We start from the raw sequence: 23,535 nt of genomic DNA, 5'->3' as shown, positions 1-23,535 counted from the left end.
CTTTTTCGTGGCTACTGTCGGGCCGAGGGGCCTTGCCGATGGATAGAGACATGTTTGCGGTTCCAAAGCGGATTGCCAGTGCGGCCGTGGCGTTGTTTATGTCGGCGACCCTGGCGGTGCAACCCGCCATGGCGCAGAGATCGATCAGTTTCATCCGTGACACTGAAATCGAGCATATCCTGCGCACCTATTCCACCCCCATCCTGCAGGTGGCGGGCCTTGTGCCGGAGTCGGTGACCATTGCCATGGTCAATGATGACAGCCTGAACGCCTTTGTCGCCGGCGGTCAGAACATGTTCTTCCACACCGGCTTCCTGATGGATACGACGCTGGAGGAACTGATCGGCGTGGCGGCGCATGAAACCGGCCATATCGCTGGCGGTCACTTGGCCCGCGCCGGTGACGCCATGTCGAATGCGGCCACCATTGCCAGCATCTTTACCTTGCTGGGTATGGCCGCTGCCATCGGCGCCGGTCGTACCGACGTCGGCATTGGCGTGATGGGCGGCGGTCAGGAAGCGGCCCTGCGTACCTTCTTCGCCTTCACACGTGGCCAGGAAGGGGCGGCGGATGAGGCGGCGATGCAGTATCTGGAGAAACTGGGCTGGTCGTCCGAGGGCCTGCTGAAAATGATGCAGCGGTTGGCCGGTCAGGAACTGCTGCCCGAAAGCCGGCAGGTGGAGTATGTCCGTACCCACCCCCTGACCCGTAACCGCATCGAAGCCATCCGTAATTTTGTGGAAACGAAATCACAGAACAATGGCAAGCGCTTGCCTGAGGAGTTTTACACCAAGCATGAACGCATGGTGGCCAAACTCATGGGGTTCATGCGTCCGGAACTGGCATTGCGCCATTACGCTGCGACCGACACGTCGATCCCTGCGCGCTATGCCCGGGCCATCGCGCTGTATCAGCGCGGCAATGTGCGCGAGGCGCTGGTAATGACCGACGGCCTGATCGCGCAGGAAAAGGACAACGCCTATTTCCATGAATTGAAAGGCCAGATTCTGTTTGAGGATGGCAGGGCAGCGGATGCCGTCATTCCTTATCGGGAATCTGTGCGTCTGGACCCGGAATCGGGTCTGCTGCGCAATGCGCTGGGCCATGCGTTGCTGGAAGTGGGCAATGACCGCGTCCTGAACGAAGCGATCACCCATCTTTTGGCGGCAGCCCGGCTTGAACACAACTCGGCCCTGACCTGGCGGCTTCTGTCATCGGCCTACAGCCGTGCCGACATGCAGCCACAATTGGCCTATGCCCGGGCAGAAGAAGCGCTGTCGCGTGGCGATATCCGGGCGGCCAAGTACCATGCGGATCGTGCTGAACGGATGCTGCCGGCCGGTTCGCCGGAATGGATCCGGGCGCAGGACATCCGGGTTATGGTCGAAAGCCACCCGGTATCGCGGGAATATAACTAACATCAGAAGGCGATGACCGGACCTCGTCGCCATCTGGACCGGCGATAATGCCGGCCGCGACGCTCATCGGGCAACCTACCCATGTTACCGCGTCCGACCGCGGGCTTGACGCACCTGAAAGAATGCAGCCACCACCGCCGGATCGAACTGGGTGCCGGCGCCATTGCCGATGGTTTTTAATGCCTCGGCCAAAGGTACCGCATCGCGCCAGGAACGGCGGTGGGTCAGCGCGTCATACACATCGGCAACCGCCACGATGCGGGCGGCGGGCGGGATGTCGTTCCCCGCAAGCCCGAGCGGATAGCCGCTGCCGTCCCAACGTTCATGATGCGCCCGCGCAATGGCAGCGCCGAACGACAGGTAATTGCTGCCTTCCACCAGGCGCGATGCCTTTTCCAGGATGGCGGCGCCACGTTCACAATGCAGTTCCATCTGGTGACGTTCATCATCATCCAGCCTGCTATCCTTGCGGATGACGCTGTCAGGAACCCCGACCATGCCGATATCATAAAGCATGGCGCCCATGGTGATCTGGTCCAGGAACTCATCATCGATGATCCTGCTCCAGCCTTCCTGCTGCCGCAGGGCAAGGGCGATTTCCGTGACCAGCCGCGACAGGCGCAACCCATGGTCGCCCCCGCCATCGGGGTCCTTGTATTCCGCCAGGGCCGCCAGCGCGATGACAGCGGCCTTGTGGGACCTTTTTACCTGTTCGTACAGGTGCAGATTATCGAAACCGATCGCAATCTTGGCGGCCATCACCGCCATCAGCTTGCGTTCAAGCCCGTCCAGCGGGCGGCCGATATGCAAACAGGCGACAGCATCACGGCCATCGGCTGTGCGCAACCACAAGATGGCATCCTGGTCGTCGAAATGATGGTTCCGGGCGCGCAGCACCTCCATCACTTTGAATGCCAATGCCGGGTCGACGCTGTGACCAAGGGGCAGGCCCACACTATCCGCATGCCGCCCCTGGGCAGCCAGGATCTGTGCATCAGACCGCGCCGCACCGCGCGGCACACAGACAAGCCCATCCGCGGCCACATCCAGGACACGGGCCAATTCCCGAAGCACGGCTTCGGCGAACCGGTCGATGGCGCGCAGGGTGACCAGGTTGCTGGAGGCATCAATGATGCGTTCCATGCCCTGCCGGGACCGCATCAGCTCGGTGATATGCTCATAAGAGCGCAGGGCAGCAACCGTGGCTGTGCCCAGCTTTTGAGCCGTCAGCTCGGTCTTGGCCTTGTAGTCATTGATGTCGTAGCCGTGAATGACATCATCTTCCGGCGCCTGTCCGGGCTGACCGGTGCGCAGAATAATACGGACCTGACTGTTCCCCAGTTCATCACGGATGCGTGGCACCAGGCGCAGACCGGCATCATCGGTCTCCATCACCACATCCAGCAGGATCATGGCGATGCCGGGGTCATGGCGCAGAATCTCCAGCGCCTCTTCGGCTGAAAAGGCGGATAAAAACTCGACCGGGCGGCCACGATAGGTGAATTTTTTCATCACCAGCCGGGTCATGGCATGGACTTCTGGATCATCGTCGACGATCAGAATCAGCCATGCCGGCGGCGATACAGCGGCCGTAGCGGCGACCGGTGCTTCCGGCCCTTCCTCCTTGAAGAGGAATTCGTCGTCGCCCGCTACCATCAGACTGCCGCCACTCCCCGCGATCACAACCCTGCCGGTCCCATTAGCCGGGCCCCACCGCAATCATGTCAAATTGACACAGTGCGATTGCCAGTACGAATGCACACTTACGTATCACGGCATAGGTCGCGCTCAGAGGCAAGCCTCTTGAAAACTGCCCAGTCATTCCGCGCCGTGGTTGCGTATGTGTCGACGCCGGTTCATGGTGCGGGCAATCATTCACTGGATGTGTGAACCATGGTCCCTCATCTTCCTGTTGTCCGTCGTTTCAGGGCTCTGTTTCTGGCTGCCACAATGGCAGCCTTTGTCCCTGCCCTGCCTGTTTCGGCGGCTGACAAGCCGCTGGATAAGGCTGCGGTAGAACAGATTGTCCGCGACTATCTGCTGACCCATCCGGAGTTGCTGCTGGAAGCCATGGAGGCTCTGGAAAAAAAACAGCAGGTCGAGGGCGAAAAAGCCACAGCAGAGGCCCTAAAAACGAATCGGCAGGCCTTGGAGAATGCACCCTCGTCACCGGTGGGCGGTAATCCGAAGGGTGACATCACCTTGGTGGAGTTCTTCGACTATAATTGCGGCTACTGCAAACGGACCCATCCGGAACGCAGCGCCGCCGTGAAGGGCGATGGCAAGGTCCGTGTTGTCTATAAGGAGTTCCCTATCCTGGCCCCCTCGTCCAGGGAAGCCGCCAAGGCCGCCCTGGCCGCCAACAAGCAGGGCAAGTATGAGGCATTCCATACCGCACTGATGACCCATGAAGGTCGGCTGGACAGCGACGCCATCCGGGCTGCCGCCCGACGGGTTGGGCTGGACCTGAAAAGGCTGGAACAGGACATGGGTGACCCCGCGATCGATGCAGAGATCAAAGCAAATATGGAACTGGCACAGAAGTTGGGCATCCGTGGGACACCCGGTTTTGTGGTCGGTGACACGGTAATCCCTGGTGCGATTGAAACAGAACAATTCATTGCGCTGTTCAACGCCACCCGTGCGGCGAAAAAGGTCGGTGGCTGACAAACCTGGTTTGGCCGGGAGCCGCTTTATGTCCCGGCCAACGGCTGCGGGTCTGATCTGCGGGGGGCCCCGTGGCGACCCGCCGGGCATACCGCGTTCGATGCTGCGATTCGTTGCGATATGGTGGGCGCGGCGGCGGCGTCATCGGTGCAGACGACCCGAACCGACCGTTCTGGCCGGGTCCGTGCGGCCAGTGACCAGGATGCTCTGGACCGGCGCCATAAGATGGGCGAACCCATCCATGCCGCCCTTTCGGTCCCGAGAGCAGACATTGATCACCGGCCGCCGTCGGGGGATCGGATACATCCCCTGGAGTGACGGTTCTATGGGCGAACTCAAACCGATGGCGATGGGTTGGCCTCGCTGCCACCGCCGTCGATCCTGCCGGCAGGCGTCATGTTGTTCCGACCGATCCCAATGGTTGGGAAGCGGCTTTTGCCGGCCTGAAAACCTTTGATATCAAATTGCTGGTGCCGGATATGGACCTGCCGCCGCAGGAGGGGGCCACCCCTGATCGCTTGTTCGACCTGATTGTCGGTGGATGGACAAAAAGGGCGCCGCGCGTCGCGGCTGACCGGCCGCTGGACATTGTTCAAAATCAGACCAGTTTTTTCGCCTCGGTGATTATTTTTATCGTTGGCGGGTACCCTTGTCCCGCCAATAGTGACATCATCCGATTGTCGCCAGCGCCTGCGCGGAGCGCGACGCAGAGCCCATGATCAGGGGCGGCGATTGATCACCTTCCGTAACGTCATGTCGATGACCATTGCCCCGGCGGCTGACCATGTTATAACGCCCCGGCTTTTGGCGATCATCACAAGGGACGGCCGACTTGGCCCAACAGCCTTCGATCCTTATCCTCAACGGGCCGAACCTCAACATGCTCGGCACCCGCGAGCCCCATATCTATGGGGCGGAGACGCTGGCCGATGTCGAGGCCTTGTGCCGTGCTGAAGGGGCGCGCCTGGGTCTGGAGATCGATTTCCGTCAGTCGAACCATGAGGGGGAATTGGTCACCTGGATTCAGCAGGCCCGGGAAACCCGGTCCGCCATCCTTTTGAACGCCGGAGCCTATACCCACACCTCTGTGGCCATACTGGACGCGCTGACGGCGGTTGACCTGCCGGTCATCGAGGTGCATCTGAGCAACATCTTCCGTCGCGAACCGTTCAGACATCACTCGTATGTCTCGATGGCCGCCCGGGGGGTCATATGCGGCCTGGGTTCCCACGGCTATGTCCTGGCGTTGCAGGCGGCCGACCGTCTGGTTCGCGCCACGGCCCAGTCCTGATACTCACGGCCCTTTTCATAAGGTTGAGAATACCATGTCGAGCTTCGATCTGGATGCCAAGTTCGTGCGTACCATGGCCAAACTCCTGGAGGAGTCCGGCCTGACGGAGATGGAATATTCGGAAGGCGAACGCCGCATCCGGCTGAGCCGGGCCGCCCCGCCGGCCCCGATGGGCTATGCCCCGGCCTATGCGCCGGCCCCCGTTGCAGCCCCGGCGGCTGCTCCGGCCGCCGCGCCGGTTGCCGCTGCTGCTGTTGCGCCTGCTCAGCATCCCGGTGCCGTGAAGTCGCCGATGGTGGGGACCGCTTATATGGCCTCCGAACCGAGCGCCCCGCCCTTCGTGAAGGAAGGCGATACGGTTAAGGCTGGCCAGACCATCCTGATCATCGAAGCCATGAAGGTCATGAACCCGATCAAGGCGCCCAAGGGTGGCACCGTGACCCAGATTCTGGTGGCCAATGCCCAGCCGGTCGAATTCGGCCAGCCCCTGCTGATCATTGAGTGATCGACCCATGACGGCGAAACCCCAGGACGGGCTGTTCGAAAAAGTCTTGATCGCCAATCGCGGCGAGATCGCTCTGCGCATCCATCGCGCTTGCCGCGAGATGGGTATCAAGACTGTGGCCGTGCATTCCACGGCCGATTCCGATGCCATGCATGTGCGTCTGGCCGACGAAAGTGTCTGTGTTGGCCCGCCGGCTGCCAAGGACAGTTATCTGAACATCCCGGCGATCCTGTCGGCGGCGACCATCACCGGTGCCGACGCTATTCATCCCGGTATCGGGTTCATGGCCGAAAATGCCCAGTTCGCCGATATGGTGATTGAGCATGGCTTCGCCTGGATCGGGCCCACGCCTGACCATATCCGCATCATGGGCGATAAGGTTACCGCCAAAAAGACGGTCATTGCCCGTGGTCTGCCTTGTGTCCCCGGCTCTGACGGTCCGGTGGACAGTTTCGAAACGGCCGCCAGTGTCGCGGATCAGATCGGCTACCCGGTTCTGATCAAGGCCGCGGCCGGCGGTGGCGGCAAGGGTATGAAGGTGGCCTTCAGCCGGGATGAGTTGAAGGAAGCCTATTCGCTGGCCCGTGGCGAGGCGCGCGCCGCCTTTGGCAATGACGAGGTGTACTTGGAAAAGTACCTCGCCAATCCGCGCCATATCGAAGTGCAGTTGCTGGGCGATCACCATGGCAATGTGGTGCATTTCGGCGAACGCGACTGTTCCATTCAGCGCCGCCACCAGAAGGTGGTGGAGGAGGCCCCCTCGCCCGCGCTGAACGCCGAGGAGCGGGAAAAGGTCGGGTCGCTGGCGGCCCGCACAGCCAAGTTGCTGGGCTACCGCGGTGTCGGCACCATGGAGTTCCTGTACGAAAACGGGCAGTTCTATTTCATTGAAATGAACACCCGTTTGCAGATCGAGCATACGATCACGGAAATGATCACCGGTGTCGATCTGGTGCGCGAGCAGATCCGCGTGGCGACGGGTGCACCACTGGGGTACACGCAGCAGGACATTCGCTTCCACGGTCATTCCATTGAATGCCGCATCAATGCCGAACATCCCGAAACGTTCATGCCGTCGCCAGGCCAGATCAAGCAGTATCATGCGCCGGGCGGTCTGGGGGTGCGGGTGGATAGCGCACTCTATGATGGTTACCGTGTGCCGCCGCACTATGACAGCATGATTGCCAAGCTCATCGTCCATGGCAACACGCGCAACGAATGTCTGATGCGCCTGCGCCGTGCGCTGGAGGAATTTGTGATCTCCGGTGTCGACACGTCCATTTCCCTGCACCAGAAGATCATCGCAGAGCCGGATTTCATCAATGGCGACTACGATATCAAATGGATGGAAGGCTGGATGAAGCGCCAGCAGGGTTGATCTGAGGGTTCCGCCCCGCTCATGCCCCCCGGTGGCTCGGCCATCGGGGGTTTTTCATGACGGCTTTATGGCCAGGGCGATCCAGCCTGGCACAGGGGCGCCGCGGTCGATGCGTGTACTGTGCGGCGCCAGATGGGCCAGCCGCAGTCCCGAAGCCTCTACAGCCGCTCTTATATGCCGCTCGCCATGGGCGAAGCGCCGGCCCTCATGCAGACAGAAACCGTCGCCCTCAGACCGCTCGCAGGTAAAGGCAAAATACCCCGCTGGGGTCAGGGTTTGGGCTGCTGCCGACATCACCGGTGTCAGGTCACCGACATAGACCAGAACATCCGCTGCCAGCACCAGATCAAAGGCTGCGGGCCGCGACTGCATGCTCTCCACCAGATCGCCAACCCAGAGCACATCATAGACGGCGCGGGCCTGCGCTTTTTCCACCATGCGGGGTGACAGATCAAAACCCGCCAGATAATCCGCCCGGTCACGCACAGCCAGACCGGCCAGACCTGTCCCGCATCCTGCATCCAGCACCCGGCCGCCTGTCGGCACTGCTTGATCTGTTAGAAGCTGCCGCAGCGCCTGCGGCGCGTCATAGTGCAATTTTCCCACCAGTTCGCGGTCGAACCGGTCGGCATAGGTATCGAACAGGGCGCGGACAAAGGCTGTGGGCAGGCTGGTCTGGTTTCCCCTTTCGGCCAATCCGGCCAGCAGCGAGGCGGCGCCCGCCGGATCAGCATCATCCAGGGATAGGGCGGATTGCCACGCTTTTTCCGCCTTATCCGGTTCGCCCAGATGCTGCCAACTTTTGCCCAAAACAACCCAGGCCGCTGGCTGCGCCGGATCGGCCGGATGTGCCTGCCGCAGGGCGGCGTCCAACATCTCCACAGCCATCAACGCCTCATCGGCATCAATCAGCACATGACCTGTCGCCGCCAGGATCGTCAGATCGGCAGGTGCCAGGAACCGCGCTTCACGCGCATGGGCCAGCGCTGCCTCCCGGTCCCCCAAATCCAGTGTCAGGCGGGCCATGCTGGAATGGCCTGCTGCGTCGTCAGGCCGTCTGGCCAGCAAGCTACGACAAGCCTCCAGCGCATCCGCCCGGCGGCCCGCCATGATCAGCGCGGTAACCAGCGCCCGCTGCCAGGGAGTATGGGCCGGGTCCACCGCCAGGGCCCGCGACAGGGCTTCTGCGGCCTCCGCTGCGTGGCCATCCTCCAGCAGCAGTTCGCCCAGTAACCCGGCCGCCTCTGCCCCGTGGGCCTCGCGCAAACAGCTCATGGCACCCAACCGGTCCTGGGCATCCAGCAGGTCATAGGCGCGGGCAAGGGCATCGGACATGGCGAATTCCGGTATCTGGCTGGGGCTTTTGAAGGGTCGAAACCGCGCTATAGCATGTTCCGGCACCGCTGGCAGGGGCTACAAACACCCTTAAATCACCGATATGTGACAAAGTCGCATCAACCAGGGCGATTCTTGGTTGACCCAATGCGTCAATTCTGGGATTGGTATGCGGCCGGCGCATGATGCCGGTGACTTAGAGGGAGCGGCCACCGCATTTTCGTAACGGTGGCCTGATTGCAGGACCCGCAGGGCAAGCGGGAGGAACCGGCGGGGTGACCCGCTACGGACAACCGGAACCGGAAGGGACGATTGAGATGACGATGCGCCAATCCCGCGTTGCCACCCGCCCCCGCCAGGAATCCGGCCTGCTCATCGCCTTCATCTTTCTGATCGGTCTCATGTTTCTGGCGATCCCGGCCCGTGCCGGTTGCCTGGATCATATTGTCGAGGCCGAGAAGGAAATGAATATCCCCAAGGGCATTCTGCTCGCGGTTTCGCTGGTTGAAAGCGGCGGGGGCGGCACGCCCAACCCGTTCATTATGAACGTTCGTGGTCGTGTGCTGTTCCCGCGGTCGGAGGCTGAGGCCGCAACCTACCTGCGTGACAACCAGGGCAACCTGCGTGGCAATGTCTTTGCCGGCTGCATGCAATTATCCCTGGCTCATCACAAGCAGGCTTTCCGTCCGGTTGAAAGGATCGTCAATCCGGAAGCCAACGTGCGTTATGCGGCCAAATATCTGGTCTCATTGCGTCGTGAAACGGGGAGCTGGGCCGCTGCCGTCACCCGCTACAATGGGTCCTCGGGCGTAAAGGCGGCGTCTTATCAGTGCAAGATCAAGAATCAATTGGTCAGCCTCGGGGCTGATACCAGCGCCGATCTGATCAGCACTGCCGGTAAGTGCGATGTCAGCAATCCGCCATCGGTTGCCCCGCGCACACGCCGGGCTTTTGAAAAGCATGATGTGAACACGCCCATTGGCTGACGCGCCTGTGCCCGACCATTCCGGGCAGAGCTAATCTCCCAAACAGAATCAACACACCAACCGATGTCAGCCATGTGAAGGTTGGGCTGGTATGTGCCTGCGTGAAGGCGCAGGCATGAACTGTCTGCCACGCACGCCGAACCTTTTCTTCATGCTGCGCCTTGCCACATTGCCGCCTGTCGCCCGCGCCATTCTGGCGATGATTGCGGCCGTCACGCTGTTCAGTGCCATGAATGCCAGCATCAAATGGCTGGGCGGGCGCTATCCGGTCAGCCAGATCATTTTCTTTCGCGCCCTGTTTGCCATGGTGATCCTGCTGCCGCTGATCTGGCGGGCGGGCGGGCTCCTGTCGTTACGGACACAGCGCCCCTGGGGCCATCTGGGTCGCAGCGTTATCGGCGTTGTGTCCATGACCTGCGGCTTTACCGCCATCACCTATCTGCCTCTGGCCAATGCTTCGGCGCTGGCCTTTACGGCACCATTATGGACCACATTGCTGGGTGTGCTGGTGCTGGGGGAAAAGGTTCGCTGGCGACGAACCGTGGCCTTGGTGGTGGGTTTCAGTGGTGTGCTGATTATGGTGCGGCCTGACGCTGCGCTTTTGCACGGCATTATGACGGGGGGAACGCAGGCCATTGGCAGTCTGTTCGGTCTCGCCTCGTCGTTTCTGGCGGCGTGTGCCATGATCTCAGTGCGCCGCCTGTCTTCCACAGAACCCAGCACCACCATCGTGTTCTATTTTATGCTCACCGGCATCATTGTCGCCGGCATTGCCATGTCGCGGGAATTTGTCATGCCGACAGCGCAGGATGCAGCCCTTCTGGTTCTGCTGGGCACGGTCGGCGGCTTGGCGCAGGTGCTCCTGACAACGGCCTATCGTAACGCCCCGGTGGCCGTGATCGCGCCCTTTGACTACACTGCCATGCTCTGGGCAACAGGCTATGGGTTCCTGATCTGGGGCGAAGTTCCGCATCCGGCGGTGGCGCTAGGGGCCTTGATCGTCATCGCCAGCGGCGTCTACATCACGGTGCGCGAAACCCGGCTGGGCGTGACCAATCCTGTCAAGGCCCAGACCATTACAAAGAATGTGTGAAATGAATTACCGCCACGCCTTCCATGCCGGCAATGCTGCTGATGTCATGAAACATGCTGTCCTGGCATGGGTATTGGAGCGGTTGCGGGGCAAGGAGGCGCCATTCTTTGTCTTGGATACTCATGCCGGAATCGGTCGCTATGATCTGGATGATCAGGCTGCCAGCCGCACGGGTGAAGCGTTGCGCGGAGTAAGGCGTGTCATTGCCGGCGCCTCTGCGTTGCCCGACGCGGCAAGACCCTACCTGGACCTGCTGGCCCGGTTGAATGAAGGGGCCACGACGGTACGACACTATCCCGGCTCTCCGCTGATCACCCGTATGATGATGCGCGGCCAGGATCGGTTGCTCCTGGCGGAACTGCACGCCGAGGATGTCCAGACATTACGCAACCTGTTCCGGACAGATGCGCAGGTCTCGGTTCACCATATGGATGGGTGGCTATCGCTGAAGGCCCACCTGCCACCCAAGGAACGCCGGGGTTTGGTGGTGATTGATCCGCCCTTTGAAGCACCGGATGAGTATGAGCGGATGGTCGCCGCGCTTGTCTTGGCCTATCGCCGTTGGGCAACAGGTCAGTATCTGCTCTGGTACCCGGTAAAGGACCGGGCGGCGGTCTGGCGCTTCCATCAGATGCTGGAGGATACGGGTATCCCCAAGATGCTCTCTGCTGAACTGTGCTGGTCAGACGATGATCGCTCCGACCGGCTGAACGGTTCCGGCCTGATTCTGGTCAATCCGCCCTGGAAGACAGAGGAAACCCTTTCGGACCTGTTGCCGGCTTTGCAGACCGCTTTAGCCGCCGGGACCGGGCCTGTTGGCTGCCGCTGGTTGCGCGACGAGACAGGAAAACCGGCATAATTGCTGGTTTGCCTCCTTCATCTTTTGGTCATGGTTCGCGTCTTGCAGCGGCCTTCACCATCGGTCAGACTGCACCCGGCTGTGTTGCACCCCATGGTATGACACCTTTCGGATAGGTCGCGCTCAGCAATCGGGGAATTGGGGAGAGATTGGAATGGTGCATACGCCGCGGCGGCCCTTTATGGCGGAAATCCAGATGGCCAAAAAGTCGCCGGGACCCCGTGGCGGGGACACAACAGGCGGTTCGTCGGGTGCGGCCCTGCCCGCGCCCCTGCCGCCCGCTCCTGTGCATATCGAAATGGACAATAAGGAGGTCATGGCGGCGATTGGTGCCCTTGGCGCCAAACTGGACCGTTTCCTGACCGTCGATCATACCCAGATTGAGAAAATCCAGATCGAAATCTCTGACATTGCCGGACGGATCAAGGCGACAAAGGTAGAGATGGCGGCCTTGCGCCATCCCTTGTCGAATCAGGACACGTTCATGGAGGCCAGCGAACAGCTGTCCGCCGTGGTCCGGGCCACGGAAACTGCAACCAACACCATTATCACCGCCGCCGAAGAGATTGAGGATATTGTCAGCGAGGTGCGGTCACAGTTGCCCGAAGGTTATCAGAACAGCCGTCTGAAGGATCTCAACGACATTACCCTGCGGATCTTTGAGGCCTGTAACTTCCAGGATCTGACGGGGCAGCGCATCACCAAAGTGGTACAGGCGCTGGCCTTTATCGAAGAACGTATCGACGGCATGATGTCCGTGTGGAACACCAAGGAGTTCGAGGCGATGCCCTTGCCGCCCGATATCTCCAAACATGATGAAGGGTTGGCTCTGCACGGCCCGCAGGAAGGCAAGCCCAGCAGCATCTCCCAGGCTGATATCGACGCACTGTTCGATTAACCACGCTCGGACCAGACCACAGACCGACGGAACGTCACGCCACGTTCCGTCGTACCATTTCCTCCAGCCGGCTTGTCCGCATGTAAAGGCTGTGACTGCGGTCCAGAAGGGAACGCAGGGCGATCGGGAGATGTTGATTGTCACTGCCGGATGGATCGGCACAGATGGCGCCACCGGACAGGGCGTACTCATCTCCCACAGCCTGCGCCTGGGTTAACTCACCGGCATGCACCGCCTTTTGGGCCAGCATCCAGGCCATGACCTGGGTAAGACGGCTGGTGACCCGCATACTTTCATACGAAACCTGAAGACGCACAGTCGGGGGCAAGCCACGCTGGTCCGCTGCCTCCTGATAGGCGACGTAGTTGCGGGCCTCGACCAGAAGCGACATGGTCTCATCATAGGCCCGATTGAAGAAGGCCGTCGGTCGGTTCACCCGTTTCTCCCTGCTTCAATCCGGACCAAAGCAACCGACATTGGTTGCCCACCACACCGGATATCAGTGTGGTCCCTTCAATCCCGACTGACAATTGCGGCAAAAGGTGGTGGTTGGCCCCGGTATCGTATGATCCGGCATGTGACAATTTCAAACCAACCCTCTTGAAGGGGGAAATGGCGCTGCTTACCTGAAATCATGTGGAGGCGACGCCCGGTGTCGGGGTCGAAAAACACCACAGCACCAAGGGGCTGGCCGATGACGGCAGCCCTGACCATCAACGTATCGCTCTTGGAGGATACCTATGCGCAGCTATGATCTCTCGCCGCTGTTCCGGTCCACCGTCGGTTTCGACCGTATGACACGCCTGCTGGAAAGCGCGCTGAGTGGCGAGGATAACAGCCAGAACGCCTATCCCCCCTACAATATTGAAAAGCTGGGCGACGACCAGTACCGCATCACGATGGCGGTGGCGGGTTTCGGCCTGGGGGATCTGGAAATCACCGCGCACCCCAACCTGCTGATTGTGCAGGGTAAAGCCAAGGAACCTCAGGGGGGCACATTCCTGCACCGTGGAATTGCTGGTCGCGCCTTTGAGCGTCGGTTCCAGCTTGCCGACCACATCCGTGTCAACAATGCGGCCCTGGAAAATGGCCTGTTGCATGTCGAACTGGTGCGTGAGGTGCCCGAAGCCATGAAGCCCCGTACCATTCAGATCAATACTGCAACGCCACCTGCCCTGCCAGGCGTGTCACAGGCCGCCGCTTGATGTGGCGGTGATACGGCGCGGCCGGCACCGGGGTCACGGCTGTTGGCTTATGTCCCACCGGTGGCTGACTGCCGGCAATGATGGGCAAAAAAATGAGGGCCGCTACGTTGGCGGCCCTCTATTTTTACCCGTTTCCCTGAAGCCCCACCCGTTCAACGCTGCCGAACGAGCCCATGGACCCTATGTGTGCGACGACGCCGGGTCAACCGGCCTTGGATGGCTGACAACGATGACTGTAAAGAAATGGTAATCATTGTTGCCGAATTAGCGCACCCCTCACCCTATCCTTTCGCATAGCCCGCGCCCTTCAAAGCATCACCGATTTCTTCAAGGATGGCCGGATCGTCGATGGTGGCGGGCATATTCCAGGGTTCATTGTCGGCGATCTTCTGCATCGTGCCGCGCAGGATTTTGCCGGACCTTGTCTTCGGCAGCCGGTCCACCACCAGGGCCTGTTTGAAGGCGGCAACAGGGCCGATCTCGTCGCGGACTTTTTTCACCACTTCTTTGATGATTTCTGCATAAGGCCGATCGACGCCCCGTTTCAGGACAATGAAACCCAGCGGCAATTGGCCTTTCAGATCATCTGCAACGCCGATCACGGCACACTCGGCAACATCCGGATGGCCGGATAACACCTCCTCCATGGCCCCCGTGGACAGGCGATGCCCAGCGACATTGATAATGTCATCGGTGCGGGCCATCACATAGATATAGCCCTCATCATCGATGAAGCCGGCGTCAGACGTCTGATAATAGCCTGGAAAATCTGCCAGATAACTTTTGAAGAACCGATCACGGGCATTCCACAGCGTGGGCAACGTTCCCGGCGGTAGGGGCAGTTTAGCGACGATGGCGCCAATATCGCCCCGCTTGACCTCACTGCCATCGGGCGCCAGAACACGGATGTCCCACCCCGGCAGCGGGACAGCGGTACTGCCATATTTGACCTTCATCCGTTCAAGACCCAGTGGATTACCGGCCACGGGCCATCCTGTTTCTGTCTGCCACCAATGATCGATGACTGGGACCTTCAGATGGGTCTCCGCCCAGTTCAGCGTATCCGGATCAGACCGTTCGCCAGCTAGGAACAGGGCACGCAGGCTGGTCAGGTCGTACCCCGCCAGCAATTCGCCATTTGGGTTTTCCCGCTTGATGGCGCGAAAGGCTGTGGGGGCGGTGAACTGCACGGCGACCTGATGTTCGGCGATGACCCGCCAAAAGGCGCCCGCGTCGGGCGTACCCACGGGTTTGCCCTCATAGACCAGGGTCGTGCAACCCTGCAGCAGCGGGCCATAGACAATATAGGAATGGCCGACCACCCAACCGACATCACTGGCCGCCCAGAAGACCTCGCCCGGTTTGACCCCGTAAAAATGTTCCATGGTCCATTTCAGCGCCACCGCATAGCCGCCGGTATCCCGGACGACGCCTTTGGGTTGGCCCGTCGTACCGGACGTGTACAGGATGTAAAGCGGATCTGTGGCCTCCACCGGTACACAGGCCGCCGGCTCCGCCGCATCGGCGGCGGCGCTCCAGTCGATATCCCGGTCGGGCATCAGCGTCGCCGTCACCTGCGGGCGCTGGAAAATCACACAATGGGTGGGTTTGTGGCTGGCTTGATCAATGGCCGCGTCCAGCATCGGCTTATAGGGCAGAACCTTGCTGCCTTCCACACCGCAACTGGCCGTTAAGATCACCTTGGGCGTAGCATCGTTGATGCGGGTGGCCAGTTCATGCGGGGCAAAACCCCCAAAGACCACGGAATGAACGGCGCCGATACGCGCACAGGCCAGCATGCCCACCACCGCTTCCGGGATCATCGGCATGTAGATGATGACCCGGTCACCTTTCTCGACGCCAATCTCGCGCAGCACCCCGGCGAAGCGGGCAACCTTGTCCAACAGCCCTTTATAGGTCAGCGTCTGCTTCACACCGGTGACAGGACTGTCATAAATCAGGGCCGCCTGATCCGCGCGCCCTTCGGCCACATGCCGGTCCAGCGCGTTATGGCAGATATTCAACCGCCCGCCACGGTACCAGCGATAAAATGGTATATCACTGTCATCCAGGATCGTACCGGGAAAGACATCCCAGGCAATGGCGGCTGCCGCTTCCGCCCAGAAACCCGTCGGATCGGACAAGGAACGGGCGTAGAGAGGCTGATAGGCTCCGGTCATTGTATCCTCCCGTTGATTTTCTGCGATCAGTGGGGCATCCGCCGCTCTATCTACGCCCATCTGCTTATGGAAAGCCCTTGGACGGATGGGATAGAACCGGACCGGAAACACCTGCACAACCTGGTCCTGAATCAGCCGGAACCTGCGCCCTTATTCATCCCCGACCTTGGTCTGCGACATTCGCACCCTGATTTGCCCGACCGAAAGCCACTGCCCCGATGATTGTTGACAGCCGCCACATCATGTTTTCCCCGGAAGCCATCCGGGAAGCCGTGAAGACCTTTCGCGACCTGTTTCCGACCAAACAGCCACCGGGCCTTTTGGGTCCGATCATGATCCGAAGCCGTGATCCGCTGGTCCTTGGGGTGAAGATCCAGGCGACAGGGTCCAGTCTCTATCGTGAGGTGGAAATGGATGAAAGCGAGGTCGCGGCCATGTTGATCTTGTTCTGCCGCAAGATCAAAATCCCGCTGCCCCGTACCGCCAGCAAATCGATAGAGGTGGACGGTGACAATATCGCCCTGATCGTGTCAAAGGCGCTGATGATGCAGCGGGCAGCGGGAAGCTGACCGAACACCGGTCGGCCGTTCCGCCTATCGGTCGGCCTGACGGTTCACCACCGCGGTCACGGGCGCCAGGACAATACCCCGATCACGCAGCCCCGCCGACCAGATCGCCAACCTGTCCAGACTGACAGGGTTGCTGACCTCGGCAAAGCCAACCGCGACACCATTGGCCTGCGCCAGCCGTTCCAACTGTGCCAGTTGGGCATCGATACCGATCCCCGAGGGAATCCGGTCGATCTGCAGGTCGCTGAAAGCGCGGGGCAGAGACAATTCTTTCGATACCGCCGCGGCCTTGCTGCCCGATACCTGCCAAAGATCCAGAAAGATCAGGCCCCGACGCTGCACCTGCAAAAGCACCCCCCGCAGGCTGTCTCGCTGGGTCAGGAAATCGGTCCCGGTATCAGTCTTCGACGTCACACCGACATAGCCGGTGAAGGCCGCAAGCGTAGCCTCCAGCCGACGGGCATTTTCCTCATCCGACAGGTTCGACAAAAGCGTATTGGGACCTGGGTCGTTTGCTGGATAACCCAGTGGTTGCATCGGTACCGACAGCAGTACCTCATGCCCCTTGGCCCGTGCCTCGTCCACTTTGGCCTGCAAATTCTCCGACGACGGGGTGAAAGCAAAACTGACGGCGCCGGGTAAACGGTCAATGGCCGCATGTGTAGCTGTTTCTGACTGGCCGAGCCCTGTCACCACGATGGCAATTCGCGGCCGCTTATCCTCCTGTGGAAAAGGGCGGGCGTAGTATTGCCACGCGGCAGTACCGTCCGGTGCCACCCGCGGCACCCGCCCCACGCGCAACCGCTCCAGTAACTGATCATTGCGCGATGGGTTCAGGGTTACGGGCATATCAACCGGGTCCAGCGGCACCTCTTCCTCTGGCATCACCTGGGCTGTATCGGCAAAGCGCGGGGTACCATCGGGCAGCAGAACCGGCACACCCCGACCCAGGCTACGGACGGCGTCCAGCCGACGCATGGTCTCGGGCGCCTGAATGGCCAGCCACCCGGCCGTTCCCGCCAGGGTCAAAACCAGCACCATGGCGGCGATCATCGGCGGCGACGGTTTGCCACGCGGCGCCTTGGGCCTTTTGCCAGCCGACAAGCCGGTTATCTCGCCGCTGTCGGCGGTCCCCGGCTCCGGATCGGCCATAAAGGCCATGTCCAGGTCATCGGTAGCGGCGGCTTCTGCCTTGGCTTTTTTACCCTTGCGGCCAAAGGACCAGCGTTTGCCCTCCTTTTTGGCCGCACGGTCATGTGTCTTGGCGGGCCGTTTGGCCCCCAGGCGGCCGGCCAGCACGGCAGCGCTTCCGCCCTCCGCCGGTTCGGCTTCTGTCTTTTTCTTCCTGGAGAGCGGGAACAAGGCCACGGTGCGGGTGCTTTGGCTCGGTTAGTTGGTGTGTTTAGGGTGGTTGAACAGGGAAACACCGCGCAACAGGTCAACGGCGCGGGCTAACTGATAATCTACAGGCGGTGCGTCGGCATTGCTGGTGGCGGCCGCTGGTGTTGCTGCGGCCGGGGTGGGGTTGGCCGCGCTGGGAGTGGACGGGGATGCCGCTGCACCGGGGGCCGGGGCTGGACGGGCACCCCCCTGATCAGTGTTGCGCAGGGCATTGGGCAGGTCGGCTTCGCGCCGACGCTGGCCGGCCGCAGCCAATTCCTCAATCTTGGCCGGCTGCACCTCAATATCCGGGGTGATCCCCAGTTGCTGGATCGACTTCCCCGCTGGTGTGTAATAGCGCGATGTCGTCAAACGCATGGCGCTTTGCTGGCCCTGCAACGGAATGATGGTCTGAACCGACCCTTTGCCGAAGCTCTGGGTGCCCAGGATGATGGCGCGTTTATGGTCCTGCAGGGCGCCGGCCACGATCTCTGATGCCGAGGCCGAACCACCATTGATCAGCACCACAACCGGCAGACCATCTGCCACATCGCCCGGTTTGGCGGTATACCGGTCGCCTTCCTTGCCGCCGCGACCTCGGGTGGAAACAATTTCACGCCCCTTGTCCAGGAATGTGTCGGACACCGACACAGCCTGATCCAAAAGCCCGCCGGGATTGTTACGCAGATCCAGCACATAGCCGATCAGTTTTGGACCCAGTTGTTCCTTGAGCTTGGCCATCGCCTTATCCAAGCCAGGCTGCGTCTGCTCATTGAAGCTGGAGATGCGGATATAGCCGACATTATCCTCCGCCCGGAAACGCACCGACTGCACCTTGATGCTGGCACGGGTCAGGCTTAACTGGATCGGTTCGGCCATGCTGGGACGGCGGATGGTCACCTTGATATCGCTGCCGACAGGGCCGCGCATCTTTTCCACCGCTTCATTCAGGGACAGGCCAACGATCTGCTCGTCATTCAGGTGGGTGATGTAATCGCCGGGCTGCACCCCGGCGCGGGCGGCGGGCGTATCATCCATGGGCGAGATGACCTTGACGAAGCCGTTCTCCGTCGTGACCTCAATGCCCAGCCCGCCAAACTCCCCGCGTGTCTGTACCCGCATATCGGCAAAGTTTTTCTTGTTCAGGTAGGAAGAATGCGGATCAAGCGATGTCAGCATACCGTCGATGGCCGCTTCGATCAGTTGCTCGTCTGAGACTTCCTCGACATATTCTGACCGCACCCGCTCGAACACGTCAGCGAACAGGTCCAGTTGTTTATAGGTTTCCGACTTCAGCGGCTCACGCGCCAACGCATCCGCCGTCAGGCCAAGGGGGGCGGAGAAGGCCATCAGGGCCGCGATCGCGGCAGTGGAGAACAGCTTGCTCATCATCAACCTTGTCCTTTGCCGTCGGAGGCTGCAAGGCCGCGGGCCGGGTTGACAGGCTGTCCCCCCCGCCGCAGCTCGTAATACAATGTCGGGGCCCCATCCCCTGACAGAAGACCTACCGGCTCCCCGCCGAGCACGCGCTGTCCGACCTGGGCGTCAATACGGCCCAGACCGGACAGAAGGGAATGATATCCGTTGGCATGTTCAAGGATCAAGAGAAGCCCGTAGCCCTTGAACGGTCCTGCGAACATCACAGCTCCATCAGCCGGCGCCACGACCGGCCCGCCGGCCCGTCCGCTATAGGTCAGTCCCCGGCTGGTTGCTCCCACATCGTCCGTCTGGCCATAGCGGCGGACCACCTTGCCACTGACCGGGGCCACCATACCGCCCAGGATGCCGGCTGATTGTGGCTCTGCCGGGGCGCGTTTCAGGCCGGCGACCCGGTCGCGGGCCCGCTTTTCGCGGTCCGCTTCGACCTGGGCCTGACGCCGCCGTTCGGCCTCGGCCTTTCGGGCTGCCTGAACCTTGCGTTCAGCTTCCAGTTTTTCGATCAGGTCCTTCAGATCGCCGGCCCGTTCGCCCAGGGCTGTCACCCGTGTCGCCAGACGCGCCCGTTCAGTGTCTGTGCTTTTCGACAATTCCTCGCGCCGGGCGACCAGGGCAGCCAGGTCTCTTTGCCGCAGGGCCAAGCTTTCTGCCGCGCGGGCTGTCCGATCCTTCTGTGCCGCCAGTTCTCGACGCAGATCGACCAAGCCTTGAAGCTCTTTTGACAGGGCATCGGCACGGGTTTTCAACTCCGGCACAGCCGATCGCAGCAACAGCGCACTTTTCACCGTGTCGCTGGGCGATTGCGGGGCAGCGATCATCGTGTCCGGTGGCAGTCGGGACAGGCGTTGCAAAGCGCCCAGAAGCTCGGCCAGGGCGGCCCGGTCGGCCTCGATCCGGTCGAGCCGGGCCTTCTCTTCCGCGCCCAGTTCGCCCAAGGCCGTTTCCAGCCGGGCCAGTTCATCGGCCTGGTTGCGCTGCTGATCGGCGGCCTCAATGGCGCGGGCGCGCAGATCGGCCAGTTCCTTTTCCAAAGCTTCGGCCTTGGCATCCAGTTGCGCTTTGGCCTTGTCCGCCTCCTGCAGGTCGCGTTCCACCTGTTGCAACTGTCTGGCCGGATCGGGCTGTCTCTCCTGCGCCATGGCCGGTACCACCAGCAGAGCCGGCAGCAGCGTCAAGGCGGTCACGGGCGGATAACGCAGGGACACAGAAACAGCTTCCCGAATCGTAACAAGATTTAACATGAAGGATGCCGCACAAGCCTTTGATCTGGAACTGGCATGCAGGGCATTTCCCGCTGATGGACCCAGTGTACGGACTAGAATGCACGGCGTCGATGGGGCAATGGGTTCCAGCGTCTCCCTGCCCGTCACCGCATCAGTTCACGCATACCCGCATCCAGCCCGGCCAGTGTCAACGGGAACATGCGATCCGCCATGATCTGGCGCATCAGACCAATGGATTGTGTGTAGGTCCAATAACGTTCATCCGACGGGTTCAGCCATATGGCATGCGGGTATTTATCCAGCAGACGTCGCATCCAGACGATGCCAGCTTCTTCGTTGAAATGTTCCACACTGCCGCCGGGCTGGGTGATCTCATAGGGGCTCATCGAGGCATCGCCAACAAAGACCAGCTTATAGTCCGCACCATAGGTGTTGATGACATCAAAGGTGGACAGCCGTTCCACATGCCTTCGCTTGTTGTCCTTCCAGACGCCCTCATAAACGCAATTATGGAAATAATAATATTCAAGATGTTTGAATTCTCCCCGCGCCGCGCTGAACAGTTCCTCGCACAGGCGGATATGGTCGTCCATGGACCCGCCCACGTCCAAGAACAACAAGACCTTCACGGCGTTATGCCGTTCCGGCACCATCTTGATGTCCAACCAGCCGGCATTGCGCGCGGTTGAACTGATCGTGTCGGGCAGATCCAGCGTTTCCGCTGCCCCGGTACGGGCGAACTTCCGCAGCCGGCGTAGCGCCACTTTGATGTTGCGGGTGCCCAGTTCGACACTGTCATCGAGGTTGCGAAATTCACGCTTATCCCACACCTTGACGGCGCGCCGGTTGCGACTGCCATCTTGGCCGATACGCACCCCCTCGGGATTGTAGCCATAGGCGCCGAAGGGGCTGGTGCCGGCTGTACCGATCCATTTATTGCCGCCCTGGTGGCGGTCCTTTTGTTCGGCCAATCGCTGGGCGAGCGTTTCCATCAGTTTGTCCCAACCGCCGAGCGCCTCAATCTGGGCCTTTTCTTCCTCGGTCAGGAACTTCTCGGCCAGTTTGCGGAGCCAATCCTCCGGAATGCGGGCTGTCAATTCCTCCGACCCGACCGCACCACCGCCTTCCAACCCTTTGAAAACCGTAGCAAAGACACGGTCAAACTTGTCCAGATTACGCTCATCCTTCACCAGAATGGCGCGGGACAAATAATAAAAATCCTCAACCGCATAGCCGGCGATGCCAGCCTGCATGGCCTCCATCAGCGCCAGATATTCCTTCAGGCTGACCGGCACGCCGGCCTTGCGCAAATCATAAAAGAAACCGGTAAACATGGGCGGGGCGGTTCCAGACGTCGGTAAAGTATGGGGGCGAGCATAACACAGCCCTCAGGCTGCGCACGTCGCATCCGTATGGCCGGTGGCCAGTGGCCGATACCAGAGGGCGATGGCGCCTTCGCGTCCCCGCAGCGACATTTCCTCCATCCGTCGGTATCCCGCCAGGGCCGCCTCGCCATCGGTAACCAGGGCCGCCCCCGCCACCTCGTCCGAAATGACAATACCGGCCTCCAACTCGCGGGTCAGATGCATCAGCCGACTGGCCACATTCACCGTGTCACCGATCACGGTAAATTCCAGCCGTTGATCCGACCCGATATCGCCGGCCACCACGGCCCCGTAATGCACGCCGATCCCGAGACCAACCGACGGCAGGCCACGCTCAGCCCGTTCGCGGTTCCATTCCACCACCGCTGTCTGCATGTCATGGGCACAGGCCAGGGCTGCCGCCGGGTCCCGTCCGCTGGGCGCCAGCAGGCCGAATGTGGCCATCACGCAATCACCGATATACTTATCGACCGTACCGCCATGGGTAAAAACCGCTTTTTCCATTCGGATGCGGAACTGACGCAACAGATCAATAATCTCTGACGCCGGTGCATTCTCGCATAACCGCGTAAAGCCGGTCAGATCGGCAAACAACACACACACCACGCGGGTATTGGGTCGCGACAGGGGGCTGTCACTGGCGGCCAGCCGTTCCACCATATCGGGAGAGAAATAACGGGCCAGATTGGCCCGCTCGCATTCCGTCGCCGCCTGACTGACCAGCAGCATCTTCGACCGCCGAACGGCGGCTGCCAGGGTCAGCGCCACCAGAAGCAGAAGCAAAACCTGCGTCAGCCAGTTCGAAAGATCAACATATCGCGGGTTCTGCATCACAAACAGGAAATCATCGGCATGGGTACTGGCCCATATCCAGTCAAACGGCATGGTAAACGTGCCCGGTTGCCGCATGGCATGGACCACCACGGCGGACCAGGACAAAGCCGCGGTAAAACCACTCCAGACCACCAGGGCAGGCCTCTGGACCATCACGCAACTGGCGATCATCAGGAAGTAGACATTGTACCAGACCGTGCGGGTATTCATTGCTGGCGACAGAATTTCGCCACCGATGGTGATGGGGGTGGTCATCACCATCGAAATGGCAAAATGGTCAAAGGCTACGGAAGCAAACAAGTGCCAGGGGCGGAACAGTTGGGTGCGATGCAAGGCCCAGAGCGCCAAGCCATTACAGGCAACAATGGCGATGCCCAGATATCCGGCTGTGTTCTCCCCTGTCTGGTCCAGCAGCGCCACCCAGGCAAAGATGGCGGCCAGCGCAATCAGCCGCGCCCAGGTCGCCACCTCAATCCCGCGCGACTGTTCACGCTGGAAAACGGCTTTTAACCGTTCCTCGGTTCCCAGATTGCGATCCGTCTGGTTGCTCATGCCACCCTTCCCCACCGATGCCTGCGGTGGTGTCGTCCCCTGGCCAGTTTATCGTGGGAACGTCATCGTCGAACAGGATGAAGCATCACCCCACCCCGCCCGATCCCGCAAGCCACTGCAACGATAGACCGCAAAAAAGGAGCAGTGATGGCGGGGTGATGGCAGGTTCGGCTAGTTTATTGCGTTGCATTGTGCAATATTTATTTAATGCTTTGCATATTACAACGATCTGCAGCCCGGTTTCGGCTCAATTTTGCGTGAAACTCCTCATTCTCCGCCGCCCAACCCTTTGGCATACCCCCTGCAATCCTTGGTTCTCAGGAAGGCGATAACGCCACCA

20 protein-coding genes are annotated in these 23,535 nt (G+C 60.8%); 11 read left to right on the top strand and 9 right to left on the bottom strand.

Annotation, left to right across the window (positions count from 1 at the left end):
• Positions 1–50: 50 nt before the first annotated feature.
• Complete coding sequence (locus tag CHU95_RS00570) at positions 51–1,418, top strand: M48 family metalloprotease (RefSeq protein ID WP_094452670.1); 1,368 nt, start codon at positions 51–53, stop codon at positions 1,416–1,418.
• Between the two features lie 84 nt (positions 1,419–1,502).
• Here CHU95_RS00570 and CHU95_RS00565 read toward each other — a convergent pair whose 3' ends face one another.
• Positions 1,503–3,074 (bottom strand): DUF3369 domain-containing protein, encoded by a 1,572-nt coding sequence (locus tag CHU95_RS00565; protein WP_094452668.1) that lies wholly within the window; start codon positions 3,072–3,074, stop codon positions 1,503–1,505.
• Between the two features lie 237 nt (positions 3,075–3,311).
• On the opposite strand from CHU95_RS00565, the gene CHU95_RS00560 reads away from it, so the two are divergent.
• The 4 genes from CHU95_RS00560 to accC all read left to right on the top strand — a co-directional run bounded on the left by CHU95_RS00560 (position 3,312) and on the right by accC (position 7,259).
• A complete protein-coding gene (locus tag CHU95_RS00560; RefSeq protein ID WP_245837764.1) occupies positions 3,312–4,085 on the top strand; it encodes a DsbA family protein in 774 nt (257 codons plus the stop codon).
• An 832-nt stretch (positions 4,086–4,917) separates the two neighbouring features.
• Positions 4,918–5,376, top strand: coding sequence for a type II 3-dehydroquinate dehydratase (gene aroQ, locus CHU95_RS00545; protein WP_094452662.1), 459 nt, complete (start codon positions 4,918–4,920; stop codon positions 5,374–5,376).
• A 34-nt stretch (positions 5,377–5,410) separates the two neighbouring features.
• Positions 5,411–5,881 carry an acetyl-CoA carboxylase biotin carboxyl carrier protein gene (gene accB / locus CHU95_RS00540; protein WP_094452660.1) on the top strand — a complete coding sequence of 157 codons (471 nt, stop codon included), beginning with the start codon at positions 5,411–5,413 and terminating at the stop codon, positions 5,879–5,881.
• 31 nt (positions 5,882–5,912) lie between these two features.
• Complete coding sequence (gene accC, locus CHU95_RS00535; protein WP_094452740.1) at positions 5,913–7,259, top strand: acetyl-CoA carboxylase biotin carboxylase subunit; 1,347 nt, start codon at positions 5,913–5,915, stop codon at positions 7,257–7,259.
• A 54-nt stretch (positions 7,260–7,313) separates the two neighbouring features.
• Here the strand turns inward: accC and CHU95_RS00530 are convergent, their stop codons facing one another.
• On the bottom strand, positions 7,314–8,594 hold the full coding sequence (locus CHU95_RS00530; protein WP_094452658.1) for a methyltransferase domain-containing protein: 1,281 nt from the start codon (positions 8,592–8,594) through the stop codon (positions 7,314–7,316).
• Positions 8,595–8,911: 317 nt separating this feature from the next.
• Between CHU95_RS00530 and CHU95_RS00525 the strand changes: the two genes are divergently transcribed.
• The 4 genes from CHU95_RS00525 (at position 8,912) to CHU95_RS00510 (ending at position 12,430) form a co-directional block, all read left to right on the top strand.
• The gene (locus tag CHU95_RS00525; protein ID WP_094452656.1) at positions 8,912–9,580 is read left to right on the top strand and encodes a transglycosylase SLT domain-containing protein; all 669 of its coding nucleotides are present in this window, start codon (positions 8,912–8,914) and stop codon (positions 9,578–9,580) included.
• Between the two features lie 115 nt (positions 9,581–9,695).
• Positions 9,696–10,673 (top strand): DMT family transporter, encoded by a 978-nt coding sequence (locus CHU95_RS00520; RefSeq protein ID WP_165771918.1) that lies wholly within the window; start codon positions 9,696–9,698, stop codon positions 10,671–10,673.
• Position 10,674: 1 nt separating this feature from the next.
• A complete protein-coding gene (locus CHU95_RS00515; protein WP_094452652.1) occupies positions 10,675–11,532 on the top strand; it encodes a 23S rRNA (adenine(2030)-N(6))-methyltransferase RlmJ in 858 nt (285 codons plus the stop codon).
• Positions 11,533–11,686: 154 nt separating this feature from the next.
• Positions 11,687–12,430 carry a protein phosphatase CheZ gene (locus CHU95_RS00510; protein ID WP_094452650.1) on the top strand — a complete coding sequence of 248 codons (744 nt, stop codon included), beginning with the start codon at positions 11,687–11,689 and terminating at the stop codon, positions 12,428–12,430.
• A 34-nt stretch (positions 12,431–12,464) separates the two neighbouring features.
• Here CHU95_RS00510 and CHU95_RS00505 read toward each other — a convergent pair whose 3' ends face one another.
• On the bottom strand, positions 12,465–12,866 hold the full coding sequence (locus CHU95_RS00505; protein WP_094452648.1) for a DUF1465 family protein: 402 nt from the start codon (positions 12,864–12,866) through the stop codon (positions 12,465–12,467).
• Positions 12,867–13,170: 304 nt separating this feature from the next.
• Here CHU95_RS00505 and CHU95_RS00500 point away from each other — a divergent pair, with 304 nt between their 5' ends.
• Positions 13,171–13,635 (top strand): Hsp20 family protein, encoded by a 465-nt coding sequence (locus tag CHU95_RS00500; RefSeq protein ID WP_094452646.1) that lies wholly within the window; start codon positions 13,171–13,173, stop codon positions 13,633–13,635.
• 281 nt (positions 13,636–13,916) lie between these two features.
• On the opposite strand, the gene CHU95_RS00495 is transcribed toward CHU95_RS00500, so the two are convergent.
• On the bottom strand, positions 13,917–15,815 hold the full coding sequence (locus CHU95_RS00495; RefSeq protein ID WP_094452644.1) for a propionyl-CoA synthetase: 1,899 nt from the start codon (positions 15,813–15,815) through the stop codon (positions 13,917–13,919).
• Between the two features lie 218 nt (positions 15,816–16,033).
• On the opposite strand from CHU95_RS00495, the gene CHU95_RS00490 reads away from it, so the two are divergent.
• On the top strand, positions 16,034–16,384 hold the full coding sequence (locus CHU95_RS00490; RefSeq protein WP_094452642.1) for a hypothetical protein: 351 nt from the start codon (positions 16,034–16,036) through the stop codon (positions 16,382–16,384).
• A gap of 24 nt (positions 16,385–16,408) precedes the next feature.
• On the opposite strand, the gene CHU95_RS00485 is transcribed toward CHU95_RS00490, so the two are convergent.
• The 5 genes from CHU95_RS00485 to CHU95_RS00465 form a co-directional block, all read right to left on the bottom strand.
• Positions 16,409–17,683, bottom strand: coding sequence for a divergent polysaccharide deacetylase family protein (locus CHU95_RS00485; protein ID WP_094452640.1), 1,275 nt, complete (start codon positions 17,681–17,683; stop codon positions 16,409–16,411).
• 90 nt (positions 17,684–17,773) lie between these two features.
• Positions 17,774–19,153: a S41 family peptidase gene (locus tag CHU95_RS00480; RefSeq protein ID WP_094452638.1), complete on the bottom strand. Its 1,380-nt coding sequence runs from the start codon at positions 19,151–19,153 to the stop codon at positions 17,774–17,776.
• Positions 19,154–19,155: 2 nt separating this feature from the next.
• Positions 19,156–20,406 (bottom strand): murein hydrolase activator EnvC family protein, encoded by a 1,251-nt coding sequence (locus CHU95_RS00475; RefSeq protein ID WP_165771916.1) that lies wholly within the window; start codon positions 20,404–20,406, stop codon positions 19,156–19,158.
• A gap of 161 nt (positions 20,407–20,567) precedes the next feature.
• On the bottom strand, positions 20,568–21,758 hold the full coding sequence (locus tag CHU95_RS00470) for a vWA domain-containing protein (protein WP_094452634.1): 1,191 nt from the start codon (positions 21,756–21,758) through the stop codon (positions 20,568–20,570).
• 54 nt (positions 21,759–21,812) lie between these two features.
• A complete protein-coding gene (locus CHU95_RS00465; RefSeq protein WP_094452632.1) occupies positions 21,813–23,195 on the bottom strand; it encodes an adenylate/guanylate cyclase domain-containing protein in 1,383 nt (460 codons plus the stop codon).
• Positions 23,196–23,535 lie beyond the last annotated feature (340 nt).

The organism is Niveispirillum lacus, from assembly GCF_002251795.1.
Classification (GTDB): Bacteria; Pseudomonadota; Alphaproteobacteria; order Azospirillales; family Azospirillaceae; genus Niveispirillum; species Niveispirillum lacus.
This window is presented reverse-complemented; position numbering and strand designations above follow the sequence as displayed.

Excerpts from the sequence above, each read along its gene's own strand:
- CHU95_RS00570 (WP_094452670.1), top strand. The coding sequence starts at position 51 with ATGTTTGCGGTTCCAAAGCGGATTGCCAGTGCGGCCGTGGCGTTGTTT.
- CHU95_RS00565 (WP_094452668.1), bottom strand. The coding sequence starts at position 3,074 with ATGGTAGCGGGCGACGACGAATTCCTCTTCAAGGAGGAAGGGCCGGAA.
- CHU95_RS00560 (WP_245837764.1), top strand. The coding sequence starts at position 3,312 with ATGGTCCCTCATCTTCCTGTTGTCCGTCGTTTCAGGGCTCTGTTTCTG.
- accB (WP_094452660.1), top strand. The coding sequence starts at position 5,411 with ATGTCGAGCTTCGATCTGGATGCCAAGTTCGTGCGTACCATGGCCAAA.
- CHU95_RS00530 (WP_094452658.1), bottom strand. The coding sequence starts at position 8,594 with ATGTCCGATGCCCTTGCCCGCGCCTATGACCTGCTGGATGCCCAGGAC.
- CHU95_RS00525 (WP_094452656.1), top strand. The coding sequence starts at position 8,912 with ATGACGATGCGCCAATCCCGCGTTGCCACCCGCCCCCGCCAGGAATCC.
- CHU95_RS00520 (WP_165771918.1), top strand. The coding sequence starts at position 9,696 with ATGAACTGTCTGCCACGCACGCCGAACCTTTTCTTCATGCTGCGCCTT.
- CHU95_RS00515 (WP_094452652.1), top strand. The coding sequence starts at position 10,675 with ATGAATTACCGCCACGCCTTCCATGCCGGCAATGCTGCTGATGTCATG.
- CHU95_RS00510 (WP_094452650.1), top strand. The coding sequence starts at position 11,687 with ATGGTGCATACGCCGCGGCGGCCCTTTATGGCGGAAATCCAGATGGCC.
- CHU95_RS00500 (WP_094452646.1), top strand. The coding sequence starts at position 13,171 with ATGCGCAGCTATGATCTCTCGCCGCTGTTCCGGTCCACCGTCGGTTTC.
- CHU95_RS00495 (WP_094452644.1), bottom strand. The coding sequence starts at position 15,815 with ATGACCGGAGCCTATCAGCCTCTCTACGCCCGTTCCTTGTCCGATCCG.
- CHU95_RS00490 (WP_094452642.1), top strand. The coding sequence starts at position 16,034 with ATGATTGTTGACAGCCGCCACATCATGTTTTCCCCGGAAGCCATCCGG.
- CHU95_RS00480 (WP_094452638.1), bottom strand. The coding sequence starts at position 19,153 with ATGAGCAAGCTGTTCTCCACTGCCGCGATCGCGGCCCTGATGGCCTTC.
- CHU95_RS00470 (WP_094452634.1), bottom strand. The coding sequence starts at position 21,758 with ATGTTTACCGGTTTCTTTTATGATTTGCGCAAGGCCGGCGTGCCGGTC.
- CHU95_RS00465 (WP_094452632.1), bottom strand. The coding sequence starts at position 23,195 with ATGAGCAACCAGACGGATCGCAATCTGGGAACCGAGGAACGGTTAAAA.